15 protein-coding genes are annotated in these 12,832 nt (G+C 42.2%); 12 read left to right on the top strand and 3 right to left on the bottom strand.

Going from position 1 to position 12,832, the window contains the following annotated elements; translation table 11 throughout:
• The first annotated feature begins 137 nt into the window (after positions 1–137).
• From QM830_RS04095 to ldcB, 8 genes are all read left to right on the top strand, one after another.
• Positions 138–743, top strand: a complete 606-nt coding sequence (locus QM830_RS04095; protein ID WP_414325715.1) for a nitroreductase family protein — start codon at positions 138–140, stop codon at positions 741–743.
• 35 nt (positions 744–778) lie between these two features.
• Positions 779–2,185, top strand: coding sequence for a dipeptidase PepV (pepV, locus tag QM830_RS04090; protein ID WP_414325714.1), 1,407 nt, complete (start codon positions 779–781; stop codon positions 2,183–2,185).
• Positions 2,186–2,236: 51 nt separating this feature from the next.
• Positions 2,237–2,821 (top strand): uracil-DNA glycosylase family protein, encoded by a 585-nt coding sequence (locus QM830_RS04085; protein WP_414325713.1) that lies wholly within the window; start codon positions 2,237–2,239, stop codon positions 2,819–2,821.
• 12 nt (positions 2,822–2,833) lie between these two features.
• Positions 2,834–3,325, top strand: coding sequence for a prolyl-tRNA synthetase associated domain-containing protein (locus QM830_RS04080; protein WP_414325712.1), 492 nt, complete (start codon positions 2,834–2,836; stop codon positions 3,323–3,325).
• Between the two features lie 20 nt (positions 3,326–3,345).
• Positions 3,346–3,630 (top strand): rhodanese-like domain-containing protein, encoded by a 285-nt coding sequence (locus tag QM830_RS04075; RefSeq protein ID WP_009731176.1) that lies wholly within the window; start codon positions 3,346–3,348, stop codon positions 3,628–3,630.
• 442 nt (positions 3,631–4,072) lie between these two features.
• Positions 4,073–5,251 (top strand): DUF6574 domain-containing protein, encoded by a 1,179-nt coding sequence (locus QM830_RS04070; RefSeq protein ID WP_414325711.1) that lies wholly within the window; start codon positions 4,073–4,075, stop codon positions 5,249–5,251.
• Between the two features lie 66 nt (positions 5,252–5,317).
• A complete protein-coding gene (locus QM830_RS04065) occupies positions 5,318–7,114 on the top strand; it encodes a TcaA second domain-containing protein (RefSeq protein WP_414325710.1) in 1,797 nt (598 codons plus the stop codon).
• A gap of 10 nt (positions 7,115–7,124) precedes the next feature.
• Positions 7,125–7,904, top strand: a complete 780-nt coding sequence (ldcB, locus tag QM830_RS04060; protein ID WP_414325709.1) for an LD-carboxypeptidase LdcB/DacB — start codon at positions 7,125–7,127, stop codon at positions 7,902–7,904.
• Between the two features lie 31 nt (positions 7,905–7,935).
• On the opposite strand, the gene QM830_RS04055 is transcribed toward ldcB, so the two are convergent.
• From QM830_RS04055 to coaA, 3 genes are all read right to left on the bottom strand, one after another.
• A complete protein-coding gene (locus QM830_RS04055; protein WP_414325708.1) occupies positions 7,936–8,445 on the bottom strand; it encodes a DNA topology modulation protein in 510 nt (169 codons plus the stop codon).
• Between the two features lie 66 nt (positions 8,446–8,511).
• Entirely contained in the window at positions 8,512–8,760 is a 249-nt protein-coding gene (gene rpsT, locus QM830_RS04050) for a 30S ribosomal protein S20 (RefSeq protein ID WP_003007640.1), read from the bottom strand.
• A 96-nt stretch (positions 8,761–8,856) separates the two neighbouring features.
• The gene (gene coaA, locus QM830_RS04045) at positions 8,857–9,777 is read right to left on the bottom strand and encodes a type I pantothenate kinase (RefSeq protein ID WP_414325707.1); all 921 of its coding nucleotides are present in this window, start codon (positions 9,775–9,777) and stop codon (positions 8,857–8,859) included.
• A gap of 90 nt (positions 9,778–9,867) precedes the next feature.
• On the opposite strand from coaA, the gene QM830_RS04040 reads away from it, so the two are divergent.
• From QM830_RS04040 to QM830_RS04025, 4 genes are read left to right on the top strand one after another with little or no spacing between them, the layout of a single operon-like run.
• Positions 9,868–10,461 carry a class I SAM-dependent methyltransferase gene (locus QM830_RS04040; protein ID WP_272106789.1) on the top strand — a complete coding sequence of 198 codons (594 nt, stop codon included), beginning with the start codon at positions 9,868–9,870 and terminating at the stop codon, positions 10,459–10,461.
• Entirely contained in the window at positions 10,458–11,735 is a 1,278-nt protein-coding gene (locus QM830_RS04035) for a pyrimidine-nucleoside phosphorylase (RefSeq protein WP_414325706.1), read from the top strand. The genes QM830_RS04040 and QM830_RS04035 overlap by 4 nt, the downstream gene beginning before the upstream one ends.
• 18 nt (positions 11,736–11,753) lie before the next feature.
• Positions 11,754–12,416 carry a deoxyribose-phosphate aldolase gene (gene deoC / locus QM830_RS04030; protein ID WP_414325705.1) on the top strand — a complete coding sequence of 221 codons (663 nt, stop codon included), beginning with the start codon at positions 11,754–11,756 and terminating at the stop codon, positions 12,414–12,416.
• Positions 12,403–12,792, top strand: a complete 390-nt coding sequence (locus QM830_RS04025; protein ID WP_414325704.1) for a cytidine deaminase — start codon at positions 12,403–12,405, stop codon at positions 12,790–12,792. The genes deoC and QM830_RS04025 overlap by 14 nt, the downstream gene beginning before the upstream one ends.
• Positions 12,793–12,832 lie beyond the last annotated feature (40 nt).

Genomic DNA, 12,832 nt, shown 5'->3' with positions numbered 1-12,832 from the left:
TGTATTTAACCTATCCAAAAAGAGGTGGATCTTCAAAATGTCCGCTTCTTTTTTCACAATCTTGGGCTGTAAAACCCTGCAAGCTCTTTCATTTTGTGTTAAAATAGAGGTAATAGAATTAGAAAAGGAAGTTGACTATGAAATTCCTAGAACTCAACAAAAAACGTCATGCGATCAAGCATTTTACAGACCAGCCGGTCGATCCAAAGGATGTACGGACAGCTATCGAAATTGCGACCTTGGCACCAAGTGCGCACAATAGCCAACCATGGAAATTCGTGGTCGTTCGTCAGAAAAATGCGGATTTGGCAAAAGTAGCCTATGGTGGGAACTATGACCAAGTCATGGAAGCACCGGTAACTATCGCTCTCTTTACGGATACCGATTTACAACGTCGGGCTCGCAAGATTGCACGTGTCGGTGGGGTTAAGAACTTCTCAGATGAGCAGTTGCAATACTTTATGCAAAACCTTCCTGCTGAATTTGCGCGTTACAATGAGCAACAAATCAGTGATTATCTGGCTTTGAATGCTGGATTGGTGGCCATGAACTTGGTATTGGCCTTGACTGACCAAGGGATCGGCTCTAACATCATCCTTGGCTTTGACAAATCAAAAGTCAATGAAGTCTTGGAAATCGAAGAGCGTTTCCGTCCAGAACTCTTGATTACTGTCGGCTATGCTGCTGAGAAGGTAGAACCTAGCTACCGCTTGCCAGTAGACGAAATCATTGAAAAACGCTAATCCATCTAGCGAAAAAGAAGAACGAGGAGGAATGCATGACAACAGTTGATTTTAAAGCAGAAGTAGAAAAACGTCGCGATGAGATGATGGCTGACCTATACAGCCTCTTGGAAATCAATTCAGAACGGGATGACAACAAGGCAGATGCAGAGCATCCATTTGGACCTGGTCCTGTAAAAGCTCTTGAAAAATTCTTAGAAATTGCCAAGCGTGATGGCTATGAAACTAAGAACGTTGACAATTATGCTGGCCACTTTACCTTTGGTGAAGGAGAAGAAGAGCTTGGGATCTTTGCCCATATGGACGTGGTCCCTGCAGGTAGTGGCTGGAAGACAGATCCATACAAACCTGAGATTATCGATGGCAAGCTCTATGCGCGTGGCTCATCAGATGATAAAGGACCTACAGTAGCTTGTTACTACGGTTTGAAGATTATTAAAGACCTAGGACTTCCTGTTTCTAAGCGCGTGCGTTTTGTAGTCGGAACAGATGAAGAATCAGGCTGGGGGGACATGGATTACTATTTCAAACATGTCGGTCTTCCAGAACCAGATTTTGGGTTCTCACCAGATGCGGAATTTCCAATCATCAATGGAGAAAAAGGAAATATCACGGAGTACCTCCATTTTGGAAATGACAATACAGGGAGCGCCCATCTTCATAGCTTTACGGGTGGCCTTCGTGAAAACATGGTACCTGAGTCAGCGACTGCAGTCGTTTCTGGGCAATTACCAGATCTTGCAGGCCTCCTAGATGCCTTTGCTAAGCAACACCAGCTTCAGTATGAAATCTCAACAGTTGATGAAGAAACCTATACCATCACTATTGTAGGGAAATCTGCTCATGGCTCAACTCCGGAAGATGGGATTAACGGTGCGACCTATTTGGCTCTCTTGTTGAACCAATTCGATTTTGGTGGCGCTGCAAAAGGGTATCTTCATGTCGCAGCTTCACTTCTTCACGAAGATTTTGCCGGTGAAAAATTAGGTATTGCCCATACAGATGCCAAAATGGGTCCATTGAGTATGAACGCAGGTGTCTTCCATTTTGATGACAGCCAAGCAGATAATACCATTGCCCTCAATATCCGTTACCCTCAAGGAACAGATCCTGAAACCATCAAATCCATTCTCGAAAAAATTGACGGTGTAGCAATTGTGAGCTTGTCAGCCCATGGTCACACCCCTCACTATGTTCCGATGGATGATGAGTTGGTATCCACCCTCTTGCGTGTTTATGAAAAACAAACTGGCCTCAAAGGACACGAACAAGTTATCGGTGGTGGGACCTTTGGTCGCCTTTTGAAACGTGGGGTTGCCTTCGGTGCCATGTTCCCAGACTATGTCAATACCATGCACCAAGCCAATGAATTCGCAGATGTTGAAGATCTCTATCGTGCAGCGGCAATTTATGCCGAAGCCATCTATGAATTAATTAAATAATCCATACTCGGCCAGTTTTTCTGGCTGAGTTTTTTCTTAGAAGGAGTGCCCATGTCAAAGATTGAAACCATTAAGCAAGCCATTATGATGGATCCTCAAAATAAAGCTTATACGGATAGAGGGATTGAGCCACTCTTTGCGGCGCCAAAAACAGCTCGCATCAATATTATCGGACAGGCTCCTGGTCTCAAGACTCAGGAAGCGGGACTCTATTGGAAGGATAAGAGTGGTGGCCGCCTGCGCGAATGGTTAGGAGTTGACGAATCCACCTTTTACAATTCTGGTTTGTTTGCAGTCATTCCCATGGACTTTTATTTCCCAGGGCATGGAAAATCTGGTGATCTTCCCCCTCGCAAAGGTTTTGCGGAAAAGTGGCATCCTCAACTTCTCAAGGAGTGTCCGGATATTGAGTTGACCCTTCTGATTGGCCAATATGCGCAAGCTTACTACCTTCATGAAAAGGTTAGTGGCAAGGTAACCGAACGGGTTCAGCATTTTAAGAACTATTTGCCAACCTATTTTCCACTAGTTCATCCTTCCCCTCGTAATCAAATCTGGATGGCTAAGAATCCTTGGTTTGAGGCAGAGGTGGTGCCAGAATTGCAAACGTTGGTTCAACAGATCATTCAAAAATAAAGGAGATCGGAGATGGAGGCATACCAACAAGTTAAAGACAAATTAGAAGAACCTGGGATCGAATTTGAAGTAGTGGAACACCCACCTGCATTCACGACTGAGCAGGCCGATTCTTACATTGAAGGCTTAGAAGGTGTCCGGACCAAGTCCATGTTTTTGACCAACAAGAAGAAAACCCAATTCTATCTGCTCATCATGGACGACAAGAAATCATTGGATATGGATGATTTCAAAGAGCAAGTGGAAGCCAACCGGATCCGCATGGCTTCAGCAGATTCTTTAGCTGAAAAAATGCAATTACCGCCAGGTACGGTTTCTCCATTTGGTCTATTGAACAATGAAGAAAAAGATATTCGAGTCTATTTCGATAAAGACATTGTGTCAGAGGAGATCATGACCTTCCATCCCAATACCAATGAAAAAACCATCTTTATTAAAACCCAAGACTTGTTCCGATTTTTAGAGTCAATTAGCTTTAACTATGAAATCCTAACCCTTCCATAACAGACCATATAGGAGAAATCATGAAAGAAATTCTATTTTCAAGCTTTTACCAAGCTTATCAAAAAGGAGACTTACACGTTCTTGATGTACGCGAGCAGGAAGAGTATGATGTGCTTCATTTAGATGGAGTTCGTCTTCTTCCCCTATCGGAGTTAGCAGATCGCTACCAGGAATTAGAGAAGGATCAGTCCTATTATGTCATCTGCAAGTCTGGTCGACGCTCAGCACGCGCTTGCCAATTTTTGGAAGAGCAAGGCTATGATGTGACCAACGTCCAAGGTGGCATGGATGCATTTGAATCCTAAAAAAAGACCTCTGAAAAGAGGTCTCAGATTGAAGATAAAATCAAATTAAAAACTTTCCTTAGGTGAGTACGGACGTCTGCGAACTTCTTCGAAGTTCCAAGACTAATTATTGAGCCTAAGGTCTCAATAATTCCGAGTGCCTGAAACGTTATTGTTTCAGGCACTTTACTCACAGCGGAAAGTTTTGGTATTTTTTTGAATCGATTTTAAAATGGAACTCATTTTTATTTCTTTGAAGAATAGCTTAACTTATTTTACTTTAAAATAGTTTGTCTACATTCTACGACCTCTGAAAAGAGGCGTTTTTCTTTACTATTTCTAAAATGTATAGGATTTGTATGTTTTTCAAAAGATATTACAGGGATTTTCCAGTCTTTCATTGAAAATGGTTCAGAAATTTTGTATAATACCCTAGTATGAACAATAGTTAAGGAGATTAAATATGTCAAAACAAGATTGGCTGGATTATTTTGAAGCCGTAAATGGTCGTTCTGCTAGTGCAGAAGAAATTGCTCAAGCACTTGCTGCTGGAGAGTTTCAAGAAGAAGTAGTGGTTCCAGAAGCATCACAAGCCCCAGAGTTTGTCGCAGCCCCAGTTCAAGAACCAGTTTCAGCACCACAAGCACCAGAATTTGTGGCTGCTCCTGCAGCCCCAGTTCAAGAACCGGTTTCAGCGCCACAAGCCCCTGAGTTTGTTTCAGCGCCACAAGAACCAGTTTCAGCGCCACAAGCCCCTGAGTTTGTTGCAGCACCACAAGAACCAGTTTCAGCGCCACAAGCCCCAGAGTTTACCGCAGCCCCAACTGCCCCATTTGAAGCGCCAGCTCAAGGACCTGCGCCTCAAACTGCTCAAAATAATGGGCCTGCCTTCCAGCAAGCACCACAACAAGCTTACCAACAACAAGCTTACCAACAACCAAGTCAAGCTGGGTACCAACAAGCTCCTTTCCAAGGCCAACCTGGTCAACCTTACCCAGCACAACCAAGTCAATTTGGTGTAGCCGTTGGTGGTTATTGGAATTGGTTCCTCTCAGCTTTGAAACGTCCAACAGCTGTAAACCAACCAAAAGCGCTCAACGGTATTTTACAATATGTTTTGACTGCTTTTGTAATGAGCTTGGCTACATTCTTTACTGCTAGTGGATATACAGGTGGTTATGGTGCAGATTTCCGTGCCTTTCTGATCATCTTGATCATGGCTTATTTCAATATCTATGCCTTCCAGGTAGCAGGTTTCTTTGTCCGTCGTATCGTTCTTCAAGATAAAGAATATTCATACGGCCGCTCATTTGAAGAGTTTGGACGTTTGTCTGTTTACGCCTTGCCTGTTTCTCTATTTGCATTCTTAGTTGGACTTGTAAAAGCTTATGAATTCTATGGATTCCTAAACTTTTTGATCTTCTTCTTGTATACAGTTGGAACCTTGTATGTTGTATACCAAGCCTTGAACAACACAAAATTTAAAGCAGATAAATTCATATTGCTTGTAGCATCCATTGCGATTTTAATTGTGTTTGCAGCTCTTGTTGTTTACTTGGATCGTCAAATTTTGGAACAAGCTATTATGGGATCTATTACAAATACTCCAAATTTTGGAGACTTGGGTAATTTTGGATACTAAACATATCACAAAAAGGAAGGTGGGAATACCCACTTTCCCTATTTTATAATGAGGGAGATGAAATCCATGCAAAAGAAATGGGTTGAATTATTTGAAAAAGTGATCGGTCGCAAACCGTCACCAGAAGAGTTTATGGCTGGGAAAGCCTGTGGATTTGATTTAAAACAAATTCAGTCTATCGCAGGGAATACCCCAGTAGAGGAAGTAGCTCCTGTAGAGGAACTAGAGGTTAAGCCTGTTGAAGAAGTAAAGAATGTCGATCCACTTCTAGCAGCTCGTCAGGCTTGGTTGCAACATTTTGAAGAAACCTATGGTCGCAAGCCAAGTGCGGAAGAATTTACCGCGGCTAAAAGTCAAAACTTCGAGTTTTTTGTAGGACCTGTGCCTGAAGCAGAATTTGCAACCCCAGATTCAACAGAAGAAACACAGGAATATGTCGCTCAAGAGCCGACTCAAGAGTTTGCTCCACCACTTGCTGCAGAGCAAACCCAGGTCTATCCTGAAGCAAACTTTACAGAAGCTCTTCCAGCTCAGGAAAAACAAAAGGCACCTAAAAAGCAAAAAACAAAGAGTGGGAAGAAAGGTTCCAAGAAGAAAATTGGGATTATTGCTGCTCTTATCCTTCTTGTCATCGCATTAGTAGCCACTTTCTTTTACTTCCAGTCTACGACACGGGTCGAAGTCACAGCTGATCAATTTATTAAGGCTGTTGATACCAAGGACTATCGAGAAGCAGCGGACTTGCTTTCAACCGATAGCGATAAGTGGACAAAAGACGAAGCTGAGAGCTTTATCACCAGTATGGAAGATCAAGGCATCGATATTGGTACAGAGTTAAACAAGATCATTGATGATGGTGGTGAAGGCACCTATACGGATAAATCTGGAAACAAGATCTTTGGTCTGGAAAAGGCCGACAAGAAATTCGGGATCTTCCAAGAATACCGTGTGTCTAGCTATCCGATCCACGTTAAGGTCAAGACCAATTTGGATCAGGCTAAACTCAAAGTAGCAGATAATAAAACAGTGACCTTGAAAAAAGATGAGGTCACAGATTTAGGTTCTTTCCATTACAATGCAAAAGAAATGGAGTTGACCGCGAAAACAGAGGTTGGAAATGTTACTTCTAAGATCCACCTCAATCCTAAGAAAGCCACTAAGAATGCATTAGAATTGCAACTGAATTCTGAAAAACGCAATTTAGAAGTTGAGTTTCCAGAAGAAGTTGAAAATCCAACAGATGTGAAGGTTGTGGTCAATGGCAAAGAAGTTGGAACGAGTACGACTTTTGAAGTCGATAGCATTCCTTATCAAGAAATTGAAGTGCATGCTGTTTTCAACATGAATGGAGAAACCTACACAACTGAAAAAGCCAAGGTGACCATTGAAGAGGGGGAGAACGATCCGATCGAACTCAAACTAGCAAAGGATACCTATAAACGCATTAAGAGTGCTCAAGATGCTAAGAAAGCACAAGAAGCCAAGGAAGAGCAGAACCGTACTTTGGCAGAAGAGTTCTTGAAAGAGTATCGTGAAGCAGTCTTTAGCTCTGTCTCTAATCGAAACAATACCTATTCCAAATATTATGACACACAAAGTCAAGCCTACAAAGAGATGGTTGAATTCACAACCGGTGATGGTGTTCGCAAGGCTAAGATTGACTACTACACTCCAGGAGCTTTGGATATCCAAAGTGTCACGGAAGAAAATGGTGTGGTAACCATCAAGACCTATGAAGATTTCACGGTCCATTATACAGATAGCCATCCAGATTCACAAAACCGCAAGTACAAGACTTATACCTTGAAAAAAGTAGGTGCAAGTTATGTCATTACGGATATTGTCGTTACAAAAGAATCATAGGAGATTCCCCATGAAAGCAAGATTTTCCAAATTAACTTTGGTGACAGTTGCCTTGTTAACCCTGACAGCATGCTCCCAATTTCAATCAAGCAGTTCCAAATCTTCTGAAAAAGAAGAAACCTCACAAACAGCTAGCAAGTCTTCTAAAGAGACGTCTTCAGTAAAAGATCCATCTAAAGAGACAGGGAAAGAGGAGTCATCAAAAGCAAGCAAGTCAGATGTCAAAGTGGACTCTGGTGTTAGCTATAATGGTTCCTATTATAGTGTCAAAGGGAAATATGGCGAAGTCATGATCGCTAACAAACATTATCCTTTGGCGCCGGACTTTAATCCAGGTGAAGATCCTGAAGCTGTTTCGGCCCTTCATGAATTGATTGCAGCCATGCAGGCAGAAGGTTATCCGATCAGTGACCAATATAGTGGTTTTCGTAGTTACGATACCCAAGTTGGCCTCTATCAAAACTATGTCAATCAAGATGGTCAGGAAGCAGCAGATCGCTATTCAGCAAGACCTGGTTACAGTGAGCATCAAACGGGTTTAACTTTTGATTTGATTGATACTAGTGGGAATTTGCTGACAGAGCCTGCGCCAAGTAAATGGTTGCTCAAGAATGCTGCCAAATATGGTTTTGTAGTTCGTTACCAAGAAGGAAAAGAAAAGGTGACAGGTTATATGCCAGAAAGCTGGCATCTTCGCTATATCGGAAAAGAAGCACAGGATATCGCGGACTCAGGCTTGAGTCTGGAAGAATACTATGGCTTCACTGGCGGAGATTACGTTGATAAATAAGAAAAGGCTGGGATTTTAATCCCAACCTTTTTTATTGTATTGTTTTTAGAAATGCATCTAGCTCTTTTTGATTCTTGAGAGAGATGAATTTATCTGGATAGGTAGAACGGATATTTCGATACCTTTCTTTGGCATTCTTAGTTCGACCGTCCCAAAGGATCCAACGGATGAATTCCCAGTCGAAGCGTTCAGAGCAACCTGCTGCCATACTCTCACGGACCCGACCTTTATAACGACGGTATCGTTTCCAGGCTCTATAGAGGCAGTTCCAACGAGAGAAGTTGAGAAAGATAATGTGATCGGCTTGCTCCATTCTTTCCTCATAGCAACACCATGAATAATTTCCATCAATGACCCAGTCTTTATGTTGGCTAAGAAACTGTTTCATCTGTCCCTCCATCCAATCCCGGTCACTGTCCACCCATCCCGGTTGAAATTGAAGGGTATCCATGTGGAGCTTGGGGATGGAGTAGTGGCAAGATAAGGCTCCAGCCAAGGTAGATTTTCCAGATCCAGAATAGCCGATAATAACAATTTTCATAAGCACCTCTCAAAAAATTAGGAACAAAAAAAGCTCCGGAGAGCTTGATTTTTATGCTGTTCTTGATTAACCAAGTTTCGCTGCAAGACGTGCTTTATCACGGCTAGCTTTGTTCTTGTGGATCAAACCTTTAGTTTCTGCTTTATCGATAGCTGAGCTAGCAGCGCGGTAAAGTTCTTCAGATGGGTTTGCTTCAAAAGCTTTGATTGCAGTACGCATAGCTGATTTTTGAGCTGAGTTTTTTTCGTTTTGTTTAACGTTCAATTCAGCGCGTTTGATAGCTGATTTAATGTTTGCCAAGTTATTCACCTCCATTGATAATCTAACTATCTCATTATATATGAAAAGTTAAGATTTGACAAGCCTAAAATAGCTTTTCCTTAAAAAAGTACCGGTAAAAGGCCATTTTCTCTAGCATTTGAGATAAATTTCGTCGATTTCATGGTTGGTCGCCTTATGGAGAATCAGATCAGCCCGGTTACGGGTTGGTTGAATGTAATGTTGCAAGTTGACTAAATTAATGGATTCCCAGACCTGATGGGCCATGCTTAAAACTTCTTCTAGGGGTTGCTCTGTAAATCGATAGTAGTAGTTCTTGGGATCATTCTGAGCTAATGCCAGGAGTTTTTGGAAGCGATCGATATACCAAGATTCGATATCATCGACTGCGGCATCCACATAGATTGAAAAATCAAAGAAATCGGTCATATAGAGACTGTCATTTTGCGGATTTTGAAAGACATTGATCCCTTCTACAATGACAAAATCAGCCGGTAAAATCGTTTGCTTCTCATCTGGGACAATATCGTAAATTTCGTGGGAATAGACAGGGATTTCTACACTCTTGTTGTTTTTGATTTGATTGAGAAAATCAAGAAGCAATTCCATATCATAGCTTTCAGGAAATCCTTTTCGATTGAGGAGCTCTTGTTCTTTTAAGATAGCATTTGGATAGAGAAATCCATCTGTTGTCACCAATTCCACGGTCGAGCCTTCGAAAGTCCGCGAAAGTAGGATTTGGAGAAGACGGCTAGTAGTCGATTTCCCAACAGCGACACTCCCAGAAACCCCAATGATAAAGGGTTGGCGTTCACTGGTTTTTTGAAGAAAAATCCCTTTTGAGAAGGCTAAATCTTCTTTGGAACGCTTGTAGATTCCGATCAAGTTTGTCAAAGGCAGGTAGATGTCACGCACATCCTGAAGGTTGATGCGGTCGTTAAAACTTTTAATAGAATTTAGCTCTGTTTGAGAGAGAGGCGGGGTGGTTTTGCGATGCAAATTTTGCCAGGTTTCCCGATTGATTTTTTCAAAATGTAAAAATTCTTTGTCCATATGTCACTCCTATTGTAGTCTTTAGTATACCAATTTTTAGAGGTCGTGTAAACGATTTAAAAAACGAATGAATTATGATAAAATAACCTTATGAGTAAAATGTATTTCGATATAAACCCAGATGCAGCCCACGATATTCATGATCTGGCTGTTGTTTTATTGGGACAAAAGATGAATTTCTTTACAGATGCGGGCGTCTTTAGTAAAAAAATGATTGATTATGGAAGCCAGGTGCTCTTATCAACCCTGGATTTCCAAGGAGGAGAAAGCGTTCTTGATGTCGGTTGTGGCTATGGTCCAATTGGTCTCTCTCTAGCTAAAGCACAGGGAGTAGCCGTGACCATGGTGGATGTCAATGAGCGGGCGCTAGACTTGGCTAAGAAAAATGCCAGCCGAAATGGCGTGGAAGCTCAGATCTTTTCTTCGGATGTCTATGAAGCGGTTGAAGGGGTCTTTGACCATGTGATCAGTAATCCACCGATCCGAGCTGGTAAGAAAGTGGTGCATCAGGTGATTACGGGTAGTTTTGATCATTTGAAGCCAGGTGGAGACTTGACCATTGTCATTCAGAAAAAGCAAGGAGCTCCAAGTGCTAAGGCCAAGATGGAAGAGACGTTTGGCAATTGTGAGATCGTAAAAAAAGACAAAGGCTATTATATTTTAAGAAGTGAGAAAGAATCATGAGAGCAGTAGATATCATTCAGAAAAAAAGAGATGGTCTTGCCTTAAAAAAAGAAGAAATTGAATGGCTGATTGAGGGATATGTGGCTGGAACAGTTCCAGATTACCAAATGTCCGCTTTTGCTATGGCTGTTTATTTTAAAGGGATGACGACAGAAGAAATCTCCCATATGACCATGAAGATGGTCCAAACAGGGCAACAGTTTGATTTGTCAGCTATTCCAGGAATCAAGGTAGACAAACATTCAACTGGTGGTGTGGGAGACAAGGTAACCTTAGTCTTGGTACCTCTGGTTGCAAGTTTCGGAGTGCCAGTTGCTAAAATGAGCGGTCGTGGCTTAGGCCACACGGGTGGAACGATTGATAAATTAGAATCGATTAAAGGATTCCAAATTGAGCGGACTCAAGAGGAATTTATCCAGCAGGTGCAGGAGATCGGCTTATCGGTTATTGGTCAATCTGATCAACTTGTGAAAGCAGATAAACTCTTGTATGCTCTTCGGGACGTGACGGCGACAGTGGATACCATTCCGTTGATTGCTAGCTCCGTCATGAGTAAGAAAATTGCTGCTGGAGCAGATGCCATCCTTCTCGATGTCACCGTTGGAGAAGGGGCCTTTATGAAGACCATTGAAGATGCTCGTCGTCTAGCACGCACCATGGTGGATCTTGGAAATGCAGTGGGACGGAAAACCATCGCTGTCATTACAGATATGAGTCAGCCTTTAGGAACCAGCATTGGTAATCGTTTAGAAATTTTAGAAGCCTTGGATATTCTTAAGGGGCAGGGCCGAGCGGACGTAACGGAGTTTATTTGTGAGTTAGCGCAAATCATGTTGAAATTAGCTAATGTAGATCAATCGATTGAAGCCATACAGGAGCAGTTGACTAATGGACAAGCCTTGGCAAAATTCGAAGAAATGGTTCTTGCCCAAGGTGGCGACATCGAAGATTTGCATCGGCCTGTTAAAGTGGATCAGGTCATTGAAGTAACAGCGGATCAAGATGGTTTCATTGCAGCCTTGCCAGCCATGGAGTTTGGGCTATTTGCCATGCGTTTAGGAGCGGGACGTGCTGTCAAGTCAGATCCCTTGGATTATGAAACAGGTATTGTGTTTGATAAAAAAGTGGGAGAGCAGGTAAAAAAAGGTGAACGAATCGCGCGCATCTACATGAATGAAAAAAATTCACAAGAAAGCGTTACAGAATTCAAAAAAAATGTTAAAATACTAAAAAGAGCTGAAAGCGTTACAGAGATTATTGAAATAATATCTTAGGGACCTTTAGGAGATGATATGAATTTAAATAAATATATTGATCACACTCTTTTAAAACCAGATGCACAACAAGAACAAATCGAAAAGTTGATTGAAGAAGCTAAGAATTATGATTTTGCAAGTGTCTGTGTCAATCCTACATGGGTGAATTTTGCTGCGGAAGGTTTGCGTGAGTCAGACGTTAAAGTTTGTACCGTCATTGGTTTTCCTTTGGGAGCAAATACACCATTTGTCAAAGCGTGTGAAACAAAAAATGCCATTCAAAATGGGGCCGATGAAATTGATATGGTCACCAACATCGGAGCTCTTAAGTCTAAGAATTTAGCACTAGTTGAGGAAGATATTCAAGCAGTAGTGGAAGCGAGCGGTGATAAGCTTGTCAAGGTCATTATTGAGACCTGTCTCTTAACAGATGATGAAAAGGTCCTTGCTTGCCAAATTGCTAAGTCAGCTGGAGCAGATTTTGTGAAAACCTCAACTGGTTTCTCAACTGGAGGAGCGACTGTAGCAGATGTGGCCTTAATGCGCCAAACAGTAGGACCAGAAATGGGTGTCAAAGCTTCTGGTGGGGCTCGATCTTATGAAGATGCTCTTGCTTTTATCGAAGCTGGTGCGACCCGTATTGGGACTTCTTCTGGTGTAGCGATTGTGGAAGGGAATCTAGCTGATGGCGACTACTGATTTGATCGAATTAGCAGTTGAAGTGAGCAAGCAGGCCTATGTACCTTATTCTCATTTTCCGGTGGGAGCTGTACTGTTAACAAAGAATGGGAACATCTATACAGGTGTCAATATTGAAAATGCTAGTTTTGGATTAACCAATTGTGGGGAGCGGACAGCGATTTTTAAGGCTGTCTCTGAAGGGGCTCGCGATTTTAAAGAGCTCATTGTCTACGGGCAAACAGAGAAACCAATCTCACCATGCGGGGCCTGTCGTCAGGTGATGGCTGAATTTTTTGAGCCGGACCTTCCTGTAACCTTGGTATCTCAAAATAAATCGACGGTCGTGATGACGGTCAAGGATTTACTTCCATATTCCTTTACAGACCTTACTTAGAGAGTCTGTGAGGCGGTCTGTTGACCCTTTCAATACTTCG

The sequence above is a fragment of the Streptococcus sp. OMI750 genome (assembly GCF_047463895.1).
In the GTDB taxonomy this organism is placed as follows: Bacteria; Bacillota; Bacilli; order Lactobacillales; family Streptococcaceae; genus Streptococcus.
Note: the sequence above shows the minus strand (reverse complement) of the source record. Positions and strands in the feature narration are given on the sequence as shown.